The 16,081-nt window shown below is 54.4% G+C and carries 15 protein-coding genes and 1 other annotated feature; of the genes, 12 read left to right on the top strand and 3 right to left on the bottom strand.

What is annotated here, in order from left to right:
• Window positions 1-27 precede the first annotated feature (27 nt).
• Window positions 28-1,365, top strand: coding sequence for an MFS transporter (locus SK54_RS01860; protein ID WP_015570129.1), 1,338 nt, complete (start codon window positions 28-30; stop codon window positions 1,363-1,365).
• Window positions 1,366-1,416: 51 nt separating this feature from the next.
• Window positions 1,417-2,646, top strand: a complete 1,230-nt coding sequence (locus SK54_RS01855) for a DUF3748 domain-containing protein (RefSeq protein ID WP_075550070.1) — start codon at window positions 1,417-1,419, stop codon at window positions 2,644-2,646.
• Here SK54_RS01855 and SK54_RS01850 read toward each other — a convergent pair.
• Complete coding sequence (locus SK54_RS01850) at window positions 2,643-2,975, bottom strand: YceK/YidQ family lipoprotein (RefSeq protein WP_017383693.1); 333 nt, start codon at window positions 2,973-2,975, stop codon at window positions 2,643-2,645. The genes SK54_RS01855 and SK54_RS01850 overlap by 4 nt on opposite strands.
• Before the next feature lie 247 nt (window positions 2,976-3,222).
• Window positions 3,223-3,297, top strand: a sequence feature (ROSE (Repression Of Heat Shock gene Expression) occurs in the 5'-region of heat shock genes and acts as an RNA thermometer to modulate expression.).
• Here SK54_RS01850 and ibpA point away from each other — a divergent pair.
• The 3 genes from ibpA to SK54_RS01835 all read left to right on the top strand — a co-directional run bounded on the left by ibpA (window position 3,291) and on the right by SK54_RS01835 (window position 6,119).
• On the top strand, window positions 3,291-3,701 hold the full coding sequence (ibpA, locus tag SK54_RS01845; RefSeq protein WP_006177605.1) for a small heat shock chaperone IbpA: 411 nt from the start codon (window positions 3,291-3,293) through the stop codon (window positions 3,699-3,701). Its footprint overlaps the feature before it by 7 nt.
• 136 nt (window positions 3,702-3,837) lie before the next feature.
• Window positions 3,838-4,266: a small heat shock chaperone IbpB gene (ibpB, locus tag SK54_RS01840; protein WP_015570126.1), complete on the top strand. Its 429-nt coding sequence runs from the start codon at window positions 3,838-3,840 to the stop codon at window positions 4,264-4,266.
• 191 nt (window positions 4,267-4,457) lie between these two features.
• Window positions 4,458-6,119, top strand: coding sequence for a putative transporter (locus tag SK54_RS01835; protein WP_017694020.1), 1,662 nt, complete (start codon window positions 4,458-4,460; stop codon window positions 6,117-6,119).
• On the opposite strand, the gene SK54_RS01830 is transcribed toward SK54_RS01835, so the two are convergent.
• The gene (locus SK54_RS01830; protein WP_017383690.1) at window positions 6,087-6,833 is read right to left on the bottom strand and encodes a GntR family transcriptional regulator; all 747 of its coding nucleotides are present in this window, start codon (window positions 6,831-6,833) and stop codon (window positions 6,087-6,089) included. The genes SK54_RS01835 and SK54_RS01830 overlap by 33 nt on opposite strands.
• A 222-nt stretch (window positions 6,834-7,055) precedes the next feature.
• On the opposite strand from SK54_RS01830, the gene SK54_RS01825 reads away from it, so the two are divergent.
• Both SK54_RS01825 and SK54_RS01820 read left to right on the top strand, forming a co-directional pair.
• Entirely contained in the window at window positions 7,056-8,678 is a 1,623-nt protein-coding gene (locus SK54_RS01825; RefSeq protein ID WP_015570124.1) for an alpha-glucoside-specific PTS transporter subunit IIBC, read from the top strand.
• Window positions 8,675-9,997 (top strand): 6-phospho-alpha-glucosidase, encoded by a 1,323-nt coding sequence (locus tag SK54_RS01820; RefSeq protein ID WP_015570123.1) that lies wholly within the window; start codon window positions 8,675-8,677, stop codon window positions 9,995-9,997. The genes SK54_RS01825 and SK54_RS01820 overlap by 4 nt, the downstream gene beginning before the upstream one ends.
• On the opposite strand, the gene SK54_RS01815 is transcribed toward SK54_RS01820, so the two are convergent.
• Window positions 9,994-10,887 carry a helix-turn-helix transcriptional regulator gene (locus SK54_RS01815; RefSeq protein WP_033487029.1) on the bottom strand — a complete coding sequence of 298 codons (894 nt, stop codon included), beginning with the start codon at window positions 10,885-10,887 and terminating at the stop codon, window positions 9,994-9,996. The two genes, SK54_RS01820 and SK54_RS01815, sit on opposite strands and share 4 nt — an antisense overlap.
• A gap of 173 nt (window positions 10,888-11,060) precedes the next feature.
• On the opposite strand from SK54_RS01815, the gene SK54_RS01810 reads away from it, so the two are divergent.
• From SK54_RS01810 to SK54_RS01790, 5 genes are read left to right on the top strand one after another with little or no spacing between them, the layout of a single operon-like run.
• Window positions 11,061-12,776: a solute:sodium symporter family transporter gene (locus SK54_RS01810; protein WP_033487028.1), complete on the top strand. Its 1,716-nt coding sequence runs from the start codon at window positions 11,061-11,063 to the stop codon at window positions 12,774-12,776.
• Entirely contained in the window at window positions 12,773-14,269 is a 1,497-nt protein-coding gene (locus SK54_RS01805; protein WP_048246629.1) for a sulfatase-like hydrolase/transferase, read from the top strand. Before SK54_RS01810 ends, SK54_RS01805 begins: the two co-directional genes overlap by 4 nt.
• Window positions 14,270-14,278: 9 nt before the next feature.
• Window positions 14,279-14,626: a YidH family protein gene (locus SK54_RS01800; RefSeq protein ID WP_032668912.1), complete on the top strand. Its 348-nt coding sequence runs from the start codon at window positions 14,279-14,281 to the stop codon at window positions 14,624-14,626.
• Window positions 14,616-14,975 (top strand): DUF202 domain-containing protein, encoded by a 360-nt coding sequence (locus tag SK54_RS01795; RefSeq protein WP_032668910.1) that lies wholly within the window; start codon window positions 14,616-14,618, stop codon window positions 14,973-14,975. Before SK54_RS01800 ends, SK54_RS01795 begins: the two co-directional genes overlap by 11 nt.
• A gap of 17 nt (window positions 14,976-14,992) precedes the next feature.
• On the top strand, window positions 14,993-16,078 hold the full coding sequence (locus SK54_RS01790; protein ID WP_033487026.1) for an anaerobic sulfatase maturase: 1,086 nt from the start codon (window positions 14,993-14,995) through the stop codon (window positions 16,076-16,078).
• Window positions 16,079-16,081: the final 3 nt, after the last annotated feature.

The raw sequence follows: 16,081 nt of genomic DNA, 5'->3' as shown, positions 1-16,081 counted from the left end.
AATATAACCCTCTGTAAATTACAGGGCATGGTGAGCGGCTTCGCTATGCCCAAAATCTGGAGACAGATTGCGATGGATATTCCAGTTACTGCTGCAAAAACCGGGCGTCGTCGTTACCTGACGCTGATCATGATCTTTATTACCGTGGTCATCTGTTATGTCGACCGCGCCAACCTTGCCGTGGCATCGGCTCATATTCAGGAAGAGTTTGGCATCACCAAAGCGGAAATGGGCTACGTCTTCTCGGCGTTTGCCTGGCTGTATACGCTCTGCCAGATCCCGGGCGGCTGGTTCCTCGACCGCGTGGGTTCACGTCTGACCTACTTTATCGCTATTTTTGGCTGGTCCGTGGCGACCCTGTTCCAGGGCTTCGCGACTGGGCTGATGTCGCTGATTGGCCTGCGCGCCATCACCGGGGTGTTTGAAGCGCCGGCGTTTCCGACCAACAACCGCATGGTGACCAGCTGGTTCCCTGAACACGAACGCGCTTCCGCTGTTGGTTTTTACACCTCCGGGCAGTTTGTTGGTCTGGCGTTTCTGACGCCGCTGTTAATCTGGATCCAGGAGCTGCTGAGCTGGCACTGGGTGTTTATCGTCACCGGCGGGATCGGCATTATCTGGTCGCTCATCTGGTTTAAGGTTTATCAGCCGCCGCGCCTGACCAAAAGCATCACCAAAGCCGAACTGGACTACATCCGCGACGGCGGTGGCTTGGTGGATGGCGATGCGCCCGTGAAAAAAGAGGCGCGCCAGCCGCTGACCAGAGCGGACTGGAAGCTGGTCTTCCACCGTAAGCTGGTGGGCGTGTATCTGGGACAGTTCGCGGTGACCTCCACGCTGTGGTTCTTCCTCACCTGGTTCCCGAACTATCTGACCCAGGAAAAAGGTATTACCGCGCTGAAGGCAGGCTTTATGACCACCGTACCCTTCCTTGCGGCGTTTTTCGGCGTCCTGCTCTCGGGCTGGCTGGCGGATAAGCTGGTGAAAAAAGGTTTCTCGCTGGGCGTTGCGCGTAAAACGCCGATTATCTGCGGACTGCTGATCTCTACCTGCATCATGGGAGCGAACTACACCAACGATCCGGTGTGGATCATGACCCTGATGGCGGTAGCGTTCTTCGGAAACGGTTTTGCCTCCATCACCTGGTCGCTGGTGTCGTCCCTGGCGCCGATGCGTCTGATCGGCCTGACTGGCGGCGTGTTTAACTTCGTTGGCGGCCTGGGCGGGATCACCGTACCGCTGGTCATCGGTTACCTGGCGCAGGACTACGGCTTTGGTCCGGCTCTGGTGTATATCTCTGCCGTGGCGCTGATCGGGGCGCTCTCCTACATCCTGCTGGTCGGCGACGTTAAACGAGTAGGCTAATCCCTTCGGATGTTTTACCCTGATGCGATAACCGCGCATCAGGGTATTTTCATGAAACAAATCACCTTCGCTTCCCGCAACCACCAGCTCACCAACATCAACACCTGGACGCCAGACAGCCAGTGGCTTGTCTATGATGTCCGCCCGTCCGGCGCGTCGTTTACCGGTGAAACCATTGAGCGGGTCAATGTTAGTACGGGCGAGGTTGAGGCGATCTACCGTGCGACTGACGGCGCGCATGTCGGCGTGGTAACCGTTCATCCGGCGCAGGAAAAATATGTTTTTATCCACGGCCCGAAAAACCCGGATGCAGACTGGCAGTATGATTTTCACCATCGTCAGGGGGTGATTGCGCACAATGGTCAGGTGAGCAATCTTGATGCGATGGATATCACCGCGCCTTACACCGCAGGCGCGCTGCGTGGCGGCAGCCACGTCCACGTTTTTAGCCCGAACGGGCAGTTCGTCAGCTTTACCTACAACGACCATGTGCTGCACGCGCGCGATCCGCAGCTGGATTTGCGTAACGTCGGGGTGGCGGCGCCTTTTGGCCCAGTAAACCCACAGGGGAACCATCCGCGGGAATATGCCGGCACCTTCTGGAGCGTACTGGTAAGCCGGACAACGCCGAACCCGAAACCGGGCAGCGATGAGGTAAACCGCGCCTATGAAGAGGGCTGGGTGGGCAACGACAGGCTGGCGTTTATCGGCGATACGGTGTCTGCGAAAGGCGAGAAAGTGCCCGAACTGTTTATTGTCGATCTCCCCAAAGACGAGCAGGGCTGGAAACGGGCGGGCGATGCGCCGTTGCAGGGAACGCCTGATACAATGCCCGCGCCGCCTGCGGGCGTAACGCAACGTCGCTTAACCTTCACCCATCAGAAGGCGTATCCGGGGCTGGTGAACGTGCCGCGCCACTGGGTGCGCAGCAATCCGCAGGGGACGCAGATTGCGTTTTTAATGCGGGACGATAACGGCGTTGTGCAGCTGTGGCTTATCTCCCCTGAGGGCGGCGAGCCGCGTCAGCTGACCCACACTGAGCGTGGTATTCAGTCGGCCTTTAACTGGCATCCTTCCGGCAACGGGCTGGGATTTGTGCTTGCAGGCCGTATTGCCTGCTGCGATGCGCAGACCGGAGAGGTGACGTTTTTGACGTCCGATCACGGCAATCCGCCGTCTGCTGACGCTGTGGTGTTTTCCCCGGACGGACGATTTATTGCATGGATGGAAGAGAAGGACGGTTTCCGCCAGCTGTGGCTAACGGAAACCGCACAGAATTAGCGTGGAGGCATCTCTGCGGGCGGGATGACGGAATTGGTCGCCAGCTTTTCCTGCTCGCTTTTCTCAACGCGCGAACGCACTGAGCTGTCGGTGCGGAACATATCCCACGGCAGCAGAAGCGTATCGGCAACCGCCGTAAACGGCATATCAAGAATCGCCAGAGATTTGGTACCCCAGTTTGTCTCATCATCAGAGATCATTGCGGCACTGGCGCGCGTCCCCGGATATGTTCCTTCTTTACCGCCGGTGTGCGACATCACGCTCGAACACCCGCAAAGTAAAACAACCCCGCTGAACGACGCCAGCTTAATCAGAACATTTCTCATCATCACTCAGTCATCTTTAGTAGCACGGCATTGACCTGCAACTCAGGGTTATAGCGAGGCGCGTCCAAAATGGATAGCTCAAAACTCCCGCACTGTGGTCGTCATCGCAATTTAACCCTTTGTGCTGTGCCCCTGAGTCTATGCGACAACCAGCAAAGTGCAAAAAAATCTCACATCAACAGTCTTGAAAAGGCCGTATCCAGACCCATTTTAAGAATGTAACCCGATAACGGACACGCCTGATGGGTGTTCGGGGAAGCAGAAGCCTGTCCATGGTGGAAGGCTACATTTTCTCGCTGATTTCAGGAGCATTTATCCATGCGTAATTTCGATCTCTCTCCGCTATACCGTTCTGCCATTGGTTTCGATCGTCTGTTCAACCACTTAGAAAACAACCAGAGCCAGAGCAACGGCTATCCTCCTTACAACGTTGAACTGGTTGACGAAAACCACTATCGCATTGCGATTGCTGTTGCCGGTTTCGCAGAGAGCGAACTGGAGATCACCGCGCAGGACAATCTGCTGGTGGTGAAAGGCTCCCATACGGCCGAGCAGAAAGAACGAACCTACCTCTACCAGGGCATCGCAGAGCGCAACTTTGAGCGCAAGTTCCAGCTGGCTGAGAACATCCACGTCAAGGGCGCGAACCTGGTGAACGGCCTGCTGTTTATCGAACTGGAACGTGTGATTCCGGAAGAGAAAAAACCGCGTCGTATCGAAATCAACTAATTACGCGGGTCGCGTGAGCGGCCCACCCGAACTTGCTTGCCGTAACGGGAGCATATGCGAATCCGCAAGGGTTTGCAGGTACAACTGTGCACAAAATTAAACTGTGCCGCACTCGCTTCTCAGAAGGAGATTTAGTATGCGTAACTACGATTTATCCCCCCTGCTGCGTCAGTGGATCGGTTTTGACAAACTGGCTAACGCGCTGCAAAGCGCAACCGAACAGCAGACCTTTCCGCCGTACAACATCGAAAAAAGCGATGATAACCACTACCGCATCACGCTTGCGCTGGCCGGGTTCCGCCAGGAAGATCTCGACATCCAGCTTGAGGGTACGCGCCTGACCGTGAAAGGGTCACCGGAAAAACCAGACACCGAGACCAAATGGCTGCATCAGGGGCTTGTCACTCAGCCGTTTAGCCTGAGCTTTACCCTGGCAGACCATATGGAAGTTTCTGGCGCGACGTTCACTAACGGGCTGCTGAACATTGACCTCACCCGTAACGTGCCGGAAGCCATTGCGCCTCAGCGCATCGCCATTAGCGAACGCCCGGCGTTGAACAGCTAAACCACGTTTTTGCCGGGTGGCAAACCTGCCGATCCTGTAGGTCGGGTAAGGCGCAGCCGCCACCCGACTCGCTCACAGATGCCATGAAGCCCTGCCCCGGCAGGGCTTTTTTGTGCGCCATCGCCCATACAACCGCCGTCAGCTCTGAGAGAATCCTTAGCATAACTATGGTTATACACAGGATGTGGATCATGAGTGATATCGCGTTAACCGTTAGCGTGTTGGCCCTTGTCGCGGTAGTGGGGCTATGGCTGGGGAATATCAAAATCCGCGGCGTCGGATTTGGCATCGGCGGGGTGCTGTTCGGCGGGATTTTTGTCGGCCATTTTGCCGACCAGCTTGGGTGGGTGCTCAGCGCCGATATGCTGCATTTCATCCAGGAGTTCGGCCTGATCCTCTTTGTGTATACCATCGGTATTCAGGTGGGGCCGGGCTTCTTCGCTTCCCTGCGCGTCTCCGGTTTACGCCTTAATCTCTTTGCCTTCGGCATCGTCGTGATGGGTGGGCTGGTTACCGCCATTCTGCATAAACTCTTCGCGATTCCGCTGCCCGTTGTGCTGGGCATCTTCTCCGGCGCCGTCACGAATACGCCCGCGCTCGGGGCGGGCCAGCAAATTCTGCGCGATCTGGGTATCCCTGCTGATGTCGTCGATCAGATGGGGATGAGCTACGCCATGGCCTATCCGTTTGGCATTTGCGGTATTTTGCTCTCGATGTGGCTGGTGCGCGTGCTGTTCCGTGTTAACGTCGAGCAGGAGGCAAAAGAGCATGAAAGCACGCTGACCAACGGCCATGCGCTCATTAAAACCATCAACATTCGCGTCGAAAACCCCAACCTGAACAATATGGCGATACAGGATGTTCCCATTCTGAACAGCGCGACCATTATCTGTTCCCGCCTGAAACGTGATGAAACGCTGATGGTACCTTCACCGGATACCCTTATTCAGCACGGCGATCTCCTGCATCTGGTAGGGCAACCGGCGGATTTAAACAATGCCCGGCTGGTGATTGGTCAGGAGGTGGATACCTCACTCTCAACCCGTGGAACGGACATGCGCGTGGAGCGCGTGGTAGTGACCAATGAGAAGGTTTTGGGCAAGAAAATACGCGATTTGCAGGTTAAAGAGCGTTATGACGTGGTGATCTCCCGGCTTAACCGCGCCGGTGTCGAGCTGGTAGCCAGCCAGGATGCCAGCCTGCAATTCGGTGATATTCTCAACCTCGTCGGGCGTCCCTCATCCATTGATGCCGTAGCGGACATGGTAGGCAACGCCCAGCAAAAACTCCAGCAGGTGCAGATGCTGCCGGTCTTTATCGGCGTCGGGCTTGGCGTCATGCTTGGCTCCATCCCCCTGTACGTGCCCGGCTTCCCGGTAGCACTGAAGCTGGGTCTGGCAGGCGGGCCGCTCATTATGGCGCTGATCCTCGGGCGTATCGGCTCCATCGGTAAGCTCTACTGGTTTATGCCGCCGAGTGCTAACCTGGCGCTGCGGGAGTTAGGCATCGTGCTGTTTCTGGCGGTGGTGGGGCTGAAATCCGGCGGCGATTTTGTCGATACTCTGGTCAACGGCGAAGGGATGAGCTGGGTAGGATACGGCATATTTATTACCGCTATCCCACTGATAACGGTCGGATTACTGGCACGTATCTTCGCTAAAATGAACTATCTCACGCTGTGCGGCATGCTGGCCGGTTCCATGACCGATCCGCCCGCGCTGGCGTTCGCCAACAACCTGCACGCCACCAGCGGCGCGGCGGCGTTGTCCTACGCCACGGTTTATCCGCTGGTGATGTTTCTGCGCATCATCACCCCGCAGCTACTGGCGGTGCTGTTCTGGGGGATGGGCTAACAAGTCTTCCGGGTGGATGCGCCGCAGATGGTAGTCCACCTGGTAATCGCTGGTGTTCCGGAACATCACGGAATAATTGAGGAACTCGCCGCTGTCGCTGTAGGAAAGGGAGGTGATGCGCAGCAGCGGCGTCTGTTCCGGCACATTCATATAACCGGCCAGCTGTTTATCTGCCAGCACCGGCGTCAGGCTCTCGTAGTTGCCGCTGATGGTGATCCCGCATTCCTTCTCGATGTAATCAAACTTAGATCCTTCGAGATGCGCCAGGGAAAGATTGCGGAACAGCTTCACCGGCATAAAGCTGTCCTCCAGCATCAGCGGTTTTCCGTCCACGTAACGCACCCGCCTTGAAAAATAGATCCGCTCATCAACCTGAATCCGCAGCTGGCTGGCGATGGCGGGCGGCGCGGGCATCACTTCAAACTGCAACACCTTGCTCTGCACTTCTTTCCCCTGCTGGCGCAGCACCTCCACCAGCCCGGTCAGGTTAGTCGTTTCATGATGAACGTCTTTGCGCGCCACGAACGTCCCGCTGCCGTGTCGACGTTCAACCAGCCCCCAGCTTACCAGCAGATCCAGCGCCTTGCGGATGGTCATCCGGGCTACGCCAAACTCCTTTGCCAGCGCTTTTTCTCCGGGTAACGGACTGCCAATGTTGTAGTCCGAGGAATTCAGCCGCAGCCGCAGCCGATCGGCAATTGATTTGTAGATCACCAGTAGACCTCTCTGCGCACATCATGGCGTGGATTACGTCTTAACTTGTCTATGTTTAGTTTAAAAAGTAGACCTGATTGGTCAAATTAAAACCATGAATGCGATCACGAATCGCAGCGGCATACCATGTTGCCGCATCAGTAAGTTCTTATGCTCACCTCAGGCCAGTAAAAAACCATAAAGGCCTCTATCCCCTACAGGTTGTTTCATGAGGATTTAAAAATGCTCAGTCAAATACAACGTTTTGGCGGCGCCATGTTCACCCCGGTTTTGCTGTTTCCCTTTGCCGGGATCGTGGTTGGGATCGCCATCATGCTTCGCAATCCGCTGTTTGTCGGTGAGGCCTTAACCGCGCCGGATAATCTGTTCGCGCAAATTGTTCACATCATCGAAGAGGGCGGCTGGGCGGTGTTCCGAAATATGCCGCTGATTTTTGCTGTCGGCTTACCGATTGGCCTGGCAAAGCAGGCGCAGGGCCGCGCCTGTCTGGCGGTGCTGATTAGCTTCCTGACCTGGAACTACTTTATCAACGCGATGGGGATGACCTGGGGTCACTTCTTTGGCGTCGACTTCTCTGCTGAACCCACTGCCGGCAGCGGGCTGGCGATGATTGCCGGAATCAAAACGCTTGATACCAGCATCATCGGGGCGATTATCATTTCCGGGCTCGTCACCGCCATCCACAACCGATTTTTCGACAAGCCGTTGCCGGTCTTTCTGGGGATTTTCCAGGGCACCTCGTTTGTCGTTATCCTCGCGTTCTTCGTCATGATCCCTTGCGCCTGGCTGACGCTGCTGGGATGGCCGAAAGTGCAGATGGGCATTGAGTCGTTGCAGGCCTTTCTACGTACCGCTGGCGCGCTGGGCGTATGGGTTTATACCTTCCTGGAACGCATTCTGATCCCAACCGGATTACACCACTTTGTCTACGGCCCGTTTATCTTCGGCCCGGCTGCGGTAGAAGGCGGCATTCAGGTCTACTGGGCACAGCACCTTCAGGAATTCAGCCAGAGCACTGTGCCGCTGAAAACGCTGTTTCCGGAGGGCGGATTCGCGCTGCACGGCAACTCTAAGGTGTTTGGCTCAGTCGGTATTGCGCTGGCTATCTGGTATACCGCGTCGCCGGAGAACCGCGTCAAAGTGGCAGGTCTGCTGATCCCGGCCACGCTTACCGCCGTGCTGGTGGGCATTACCGAACCGCTGGAGTTCACCTTCCTGTTTATCTCGCCGTTGCTGTTTGCCATCCACGCCGTGCTGGCCGCAACGATGGCGACGGTGATGTATACCTTCGGGGTGGTGGGGAACATGGGGGGCGGTCTGCTGGACCAGTTCCTGCCGCAAAACTGGATCCCGATGTTCCATAACCACGCCTCGACGGTATTCACCCAGATTGGCATCGGCCTCTGCTTCACCGCTCTCTATTTCGTGGTTTTCAGGACGCTTATCGAACGTCTGAATCTCAAAACGCCGGGCCGGGAAGAGAGCGAAATCAAACTCTACAACAAAGCCGACTATAAGGCCGCGCGCGGGCAAACCACCGCCCCGGCGGCAGCCAGCCAGCAGGTCGGGCAGGCTGCTGGGTTCTTACAGGCGCTCGGCGGTGCAGCAAACATCGAAAGTATCAATAACTGCGCCACCCGCTTGCGTATCGCCCTGGTGGATATGACGAAAACCCAAAGCGACGACGTCTTCAAAGCCCTGGGCGCACACGGTGTGGTGCGGCGCGGCAACGGCATACAGGTGATTGTCGGTCTGCACGTTCCTCAGGTGCGCGACCAGCTGGAATCGCTGATGAAAACCCCCTTAACAAACGAACAAACCACTCTGACAGAGGCTATATCATGAAAAAATTCTCAGTTGTTATTGCAGGCGGCGGCAGTACATTCACGCCTGGTATCGTCCTGATGCTGTTAGCCAACCGTGACCGTTTCCCGCTGCGTGCGCTGAAGTTCTATGACAATGACGGAGCACGTCAGGAGATCATCGCCGAGGCGTGCAAAATCATCCTTAAGGAGCAGGCGCCGGAGATTGAATTTAGTTACACCACCGATCCTGAAGCGGCCTTTACCGATGTGGATTTCGTGATGGCGCATATTCGCGTGGGCAAATACCCCATGCGTGAAAAAGATGAAAAAATCCCGCTGCGCCACGGCGTGCTGGGCCAGGAAACGTGCGGGCCGGGCGGCATCTCCTACGGCATGCGCTCCATCGGCGGCGTGCTGGAGTTGGTGGATTACATGGAGCAGTACTCCCCGAACGCGTGGATGCTGAACTACTCCAACCCGGCGGCGATTGTTGCGGAAGCCACGCGCCGCCTGCGTCCGAACGCGAAAATTCTCAACATCTGCGACATGCCGATCGGCATTGAAGGACGTATGGCGCAAATCGTCGGCCTGAAAGATCGCAAAGAGATGCGCGTGCGTTACTACGGTCTGAACCACTTCGGCTGGTGGACGTCGATTGAAGATCTGAACGGCAACGATCTGATGCCGAAACTGCGCGAATACGTGGCGAAAAACGGTTATGTTCCGCCTTCGGAAGATGCGCATACTGAAGCGAGCTGGAATGATACTTTCGCCAAGGCTAAAGACGTACAGGCGCTGGATCCGGACACCATGCCGAACACCTACCTGAAGTATTACCTGTTCCCGGACTATGTGGTCGCCCATTCCAACCCGGAGCGTACCCGCGCCAATGAAGTGATGGATCACCGTGAGAAGCATGTATTCAGTTCATGCCGGGCGATTATCGAAGCCGGTCATTCTTCTGCCGGTGAACTGGAAATCGACGAACATGCGTCGTACATCGTCGATCTGGCGACCGCGATCGCCTTTAATACCCAGGAACGCATGCTGCTGATTGTGCCTAACAATGGGGCTATCCATAATTTTGACGCCGACGCGATGGTAGAAATCCCTTGTCTGGTCGGCCACAACGGACCGGAGCCGCTGACCGTTGGTGATATTCCGCACTTCCAGAAAGGGCTCATGAGCCAGCAGGTGGCAGTGGAAAAACTGGTGGTGGACGCCTGGGAGCAGCGCTCGTATCAGAAACTCTGGCAGGCGATTACCCTGTCGAAAACCGTACCGAGCGCGTCGGTGGCGAAGGCGATTCTGGACGATCTGATTGAAGCCAACAAAGAGTACTGGCCGGAACTGCATTAATTTTCCTGACCGGCATCATTGAGGTGCCGGTCCTTAAACTTGCTGACCGCCGACGGCGCATAGCCAAACTTATTCTTAAACGCTTTGCTGAAGTGAAACGAATCAAAAAAGTTGAGCATGTCAGCCACCTTGTTTACCGTATTTCCCTCCTGGCGCAGCAGCGATTGCGCCAGTTCGAGGCGTGCGTCAAGATAATATTCTTTCGGCGTTTTACCCGTGTATCGTAAAAAGATCCGCCGCAGCCAGGGCTCGCTGCACTGCATCCGCTGTGCCATTTCTGTGACGCTCCAGCGCTTTTGCACACTGGCGTGCAACTCGGCCAACAGATTTTCCAGACGCAGCAGTTCCCGATCTTTTCTACCATTTTCGGAAATAAGACAAATCCACTGATAGATAATTTTTGTGAGAAACGCGACGGCTAAATTATTTTTTATGTTGGACCGCAAAGCGAGTAATTCAGCAACTTCTGAAAGTTCTTTATTAAACTCGTCGCCATTATAAATTATGCCAGTTTGTAATATAGGGATTTCCATCATGTTTGTGGGGATGAATTCCATCCAGTATTGTTCCCAGATAAGACCGTCGCAGTAGTACGACGTTATATCGGTAGGTTTTAAGAATATAACGTTATTTCCATTAAGCATAATTTCAGAATTATCTTTGAGCCTGATTTTCCCGCACCCTTGCACGGTATAAACCGCCACCCAGGAGTTAGCAATCAGCGGTTTTTTCTTATCCTGAGGCCAGATAACGCGGTAGCTCTCGTCGGCTAGCGTATGCCAGAGTGAGATCAGTGAAATTCCGCTTGAGATCACACTTTCATCAAGAACTAAGGGAATATTGTACGTTGTTTCGTTTTTTACATGCGAAATTTGAATTTTTCCATTCATTTTAATTTCCCGTCAGCAAATTATGCCCACAACCTGTAGCGGAATTTATCAGAAAATTACCGTGATGGGGAAACCAGTCTTGTATTTTAAGATATCGAATAGCCTGGGTCCGGTGCGTTAAATTCCTCTGTACAGCGAACTACCGGGTCATAATCATAATTAAGGGCAACAAGATGAATATTCAGCAAATTGTGAGCTTTATTGCCTTTACGCTGCTGGTGGCGTTTATCACCTGGTGGAAGATACGTAAAGTGGATACCGCTTCGCAGCAGGGATACTTTCTGGCGGGCCGGTCGCTGAAAGCGCCAGTGATTGCTGCTTCACTGATGCTGACCAACCTGTCCACAGAGCAACTGGTGGGTCTGTCTGGCCAGGCCTATAAAAGCGGCATGTCGGTGATGGGCTGGGAGGTCACGTCAGCGGTTACGTTGATTTTTCTGGCGCTGATCTTCCTGCCGAAGTATCTGCAACGCGGTATTGCCACTATTCCCGATTTTCTGGAAGAGCGTTACGACAAAACGACACGCATCATTATTGATTTCTGTTTTCTTATCGCGACGGGCGTCTGCTTCCTGCCGATTGTGCTCTACTCCGGCGCGCTGGCGTTGAATAGCCTGTTTCACGTCGGCGATGCGCTTGGACTTTCGCAGGCCGCAGCCATCTGGTTGCTGGTCATTCTGCTGGGGCTGGCCGGAATTGTGTATGCCGTTATAGGCGGAATGCGCGCCATGGCGATTGCGGACTCCATTAACGGCATTGGTCTGGTGATCGGTGGTCTGCTGGTACCCGTGTTTGGTCTGATTGTGATGGGGGATGGCAGTTTTTTACAGGGAGTTGAGCGTCTGACCACCGTACACGCCGAGAAGTTAAATTCCATTGGCGTAAGCACCGATCCGTTGCCTATCGGCGCGGCGTTTACGGGCCTGATCCTGGTGAATACCTTTTACTGGTGTACGAATCAGGGAATTGTGCAGCGAACGCTGGCCTCGAAAAGTCTCGCTGAGGGACAAAAAGGGGCCTTGTTAACCGCCGTGTTAAAAATGCTCGACCCGCTAATTCTGGTGCTTCCTGGCCTGATTGCGTTCCACCTGTACAGCGATCTGCCGAGTGCGGACATGGCCTATCCTGCTCTGGTCAACAAAGTCCTGCCGACACCGTTGGTGGGTTTTTTTGGTGCCGTTTTATTTGGTGCAGTTATCAGTACGTTCAACGGGTTCCTGAATAGTGCCAGTACGCTCTTTAGTATGGGAATTTATCGTCGCATCCTGAAGCCTGATGCGACGCCGGACGGACTGGTGCAGGTAGGACGCCGGTTTGGCCTGTTTATCGCAGTGGTATCTGTAATAGTTGCGCCGTGGATTGCCAATGCGCCGGAGGGGCTTTATTCATGGATGAAACAGCTAAACGGCATCTATAACGTTCCACTGGTGACTATCATCATTATGGGCTTTTTCTTCCCGCGCATTCCAGCCCTCGCCGCGAAAGTGGCGCTGTTTATCGGCATTTGCAGCTACATCGTAATTAATTATCTGGTGAAATTCGATTTTCACTTTCTCTATGTTCTGGCCTGCACGTTCTGCATCAACGTGGCGGTAATGTTGATTATCGGCTGGCTCAAACCGCGCGACACGCCGTTTACCTTCCATGACGCGTTTGCCGTGGACATGTCACCCTGGCGTAACGCGAAAATTGCCTCGGTGGGTATTCTCTTCGCCATGATTGGCGTCTACGCCGGGCTGGCCCAATTTGGGGGGTATTCCACTCAATGGCTTGCCATCGTCAGCTACTCCATCACCGCAGGGGTCGTGATTTATCTCATTATCGATGCCATCCGTCAGCGCCGTAACCCTTCGCTTGTTTATGTTTCCGACGTTAAGGAAAAGCCATGAAACGCCCGAATTTTCTGTTCATCATGACCGACACTCAGGCCACGAATATGGTGGGCTGTTATAGTGGTAAACCCCTGAACACCCACCATATTGATCAGCTTGCGGAAGAGGGGATTCGCTTCAATGCTGCTTATACCTGCTCCCCTGTTTGCACCCCCGCGCGTGCGGGGCTGTTCACCGGGATCTACGCTAATCAGTCCGGACCGTGGACCAACAATGTTGCACCAGGCAAGAACATCTCAACGATGGGGCGCTACTTCAAGGATGCGGGCTATCAAACCTGCTACATCGGCAAATGGCATCTTGATGGTCATGACTATTTTGGCACCGGCGTTTGTCCTCCCGAATGGAATGACGAGTTTTGGTTTGACGGCGCTAACTATCTGGCAGAACTTACCGAAGAGCAGATTAATCTGTGGCGCAACGGCCTTAATAGCGTAGAGGAATTGCAGGCTAATAATATCGATGAGACCTTTACCTGGGCGTACCGCATCAGCAATCGCGCGATCGATTTTTTACAGCGCTCTCACCCGGAGGACGAACCCTTTTTGATGGTGGTCTCTTACGACGAACCTCATCATCCCTTCACATGCCCGGTTCAGTATCTCGAGAAATATCAGGACTTTTACTACGATTTAGGGGAAAAGGCTCAGGATACGCTGGTGGATAAGCCCGTACATCACCGCCTCTGGTCGCAGGCCATGCCGTCACCAGTTGAAGATGGCAGCCGGTATTACCATCACCCGCTTTATTTCGCCTGTAATGACTTTGTGGACGATCAGATTGGTCGTGTGGTTAACGCACTCACCCCCGAACAATGCGAGAACACATGGGTCATATATACCTCTGACCATGGCGAGATGATGGGAGCACATCGGCTTATCAGCAAAGGTGCGGCTATGTACGACGATATTACCCGCATCCCGTTGATTATACGCCCCCCACAGGGCGCACCGAAGCAAGTCGACACGCCGGTCAGCCATATCGATTTACTGCCGACCATGATGGCGCTGGCGGGGATACCTAAACCTGACATCCTGCCGGGTGACAATATTCTGGCGACAGAGCCAGAGCGCGGAGTGATGGTGGAATTTAACCGCTACGAGATAGAACATGACAGCTTTGGCGGATTTATTCCGGTACGCTGTTGGGTAACGGATGCATTCAAGTTGGTGCTGAACTTGTTCACAACTGATGAACTCTACGACCGCCGCAATGATCCAAACGAGATGCATAATCTGATTGACTCGCCGCGCTATGCTGAGCAGCGCAATCAGCTGCATGATGCGCTGCTGGATTATATGGATAAAATCCGCGACCCGTTCCGTACCTATCAATGGGCGTGTCGACCGTGGAGAGCGGACGCTATCCCTCGTTGGATGGGGGCTTTCCGTCCGCGGCCGGGAGATGGCTATTCTCCGGTGGTGCGTGATTACGACACCGGACTGCCCACGCAGGGGGTAAAAGTGGAAGAGAAAAAGCAGAAGTTTTAAGGAGACAAGATGAAAATTTCCCGCGTCGGTGAAGCGCCGGATTACCGCTTCTCGCTGGCCAATGAACGCACATATCTGGCGTGGATCCGCACCGCGCTAGGTTTTCTGGCCGCAGGCGTGGGTCTTGATCAGCTTGCACCCGATTTCGCTACGCCACTGATCCGTGAATTGCTGGCATTACTGCTGTGCCTTTTCGCAGGGGTGCTGGCGGTTTACGGCTACCTGCGCTGGCTGCGAAACGAAAAAGCGATGCGACTTAAAGAGGATTTACCCTACACCCGCGGCCTGCTTGTGATTAGCACTATATTACTGGTGGTTGCCGTAGTGGTGATGGGGTTGGTGCTCTATGTCGGGTAGCCGCAAAGCGCGCCGTGAGGCCGACCCAGGTCTACAGCCGGAGCGAACGTCGCTGGCCTGGCTGCGCACGTTACTGGGCTACGGTGCGCTTATCGCGCTGGCGATTAAACACAACTGGCACCACACGGGGCTTCCATTCTGGATTTCACTTGTGGTACTTGCGCTGGTGGCGGTTATCCTCTGGCGCTACACGCGCAGTCGTAATCTGATGGACGTTGAGCATGGTGATTTCGCACAACCTAAAGCCGTACGTGACAAATTTTTGATCGCTGTCGCTGTTCTCTCCCTCTCTATATTGTTTGCTATTACGCACTTACATCAGATTATCTCTTTTATAGAGGAAAAATAATGACAGGATGTCATGTGATGGCCAAACCGGCCAGCTCTCGCTGTAACCTGAACTGCCGTTACTGTTTTTATATCGATAAACCCGAACAACCCCAAATGAGCGAGGCCACTCTGGAGGCGTTTATTTGCCAACAGATTGCTGCCCAGCCGGATGATGACGTTCACTTTGCCTGGCAGGGAGGTGAACCCACGCTGTGCGGCATCAATTTTTTTCGTAACGTGGTGGCGTTGCAGCAACGCCACGGGAAAGGAAAGCGCATCATGAACGCTTTTCAGACTAACGGCGTACTGCTCAACGATGAATGGTGCCGTTTTTTTCGCGAAAACGACTGGCTGGTAGGTATCTCTGTCGATGGTCCTGCCGAATTGCACGATGCCTATCGCGTTAACCGTCGCGGCAATTCGACTCACCAAAAAGTTCTCGCAGCCATTGAAAAGCTATGTATTCATCAGGTTTCTTTCAATCTTCTGACGGTGGTCAATCAACAAAACAGCCAACAGCCGGAGCGGGTGTACCGTTTTCTTCGCGCGCTCGGCACCCCATTTTTGCAGTTTATTCCGTTGGTAGAGCAGGGTAATCCGTCATCAGTGAGTGACAGGGAGTGGGGGACATTCCTGAAGGCAATCTTCGACCTCTGGGTAAGAGAAGATGTGGGGCGCGTTTTTGTGCAGCTCTTTGACTCAATGCTGGGCGTCTGGAGTGGCTATCCCGCACAGATGTGCTCACTGGCCGAACGCTGCGGGCATGCCTTTGCACTAGAGGCCAATGGCGATCTCTATCAATGTGACCACTATGTTTATCCTGAATACTGTCTGGGAAATATTCATCAAATGCCGATATCTGTTCTTAACCAAACCGCCGCGGCGCGTGCATTTGGCGAAATTAAGCACGATTCGCTCACGGATGAGTGTAGGCAGTGTTCTGTTCTTCCCCTGTGCAATGGCGACTGCCCCCGCCATCGCCTGAACGGTAAAAGCGTGCTATGCGAGGGCTACCGTGATTTCTTTTTTCACAGCGCGCCGTACATGCGGGCCATGCGCGACCTCATCAGGCATCAACGTTCGCCCGCTGAACTGATGAAACAGCTGCGGCAGAGCGGCTGACGA

Origin of the sequence: Enterobacter sp. MGH120 (assembly GCF_001037725.1) — a bacterium.
Classification (GTDB): domain Bacteria; phylum Pseudomonadota; class Gammaproteobacteria; order Enterobacterales; family Enterobacteriaceae; genus Enterobacter; species Enterobacter hormaechei_C.
The sequence above is the reverse complement of the archived record's forward strand: the minus strand, read 5'-3'. Positions and strand labels throughout refer to the sequence as shown.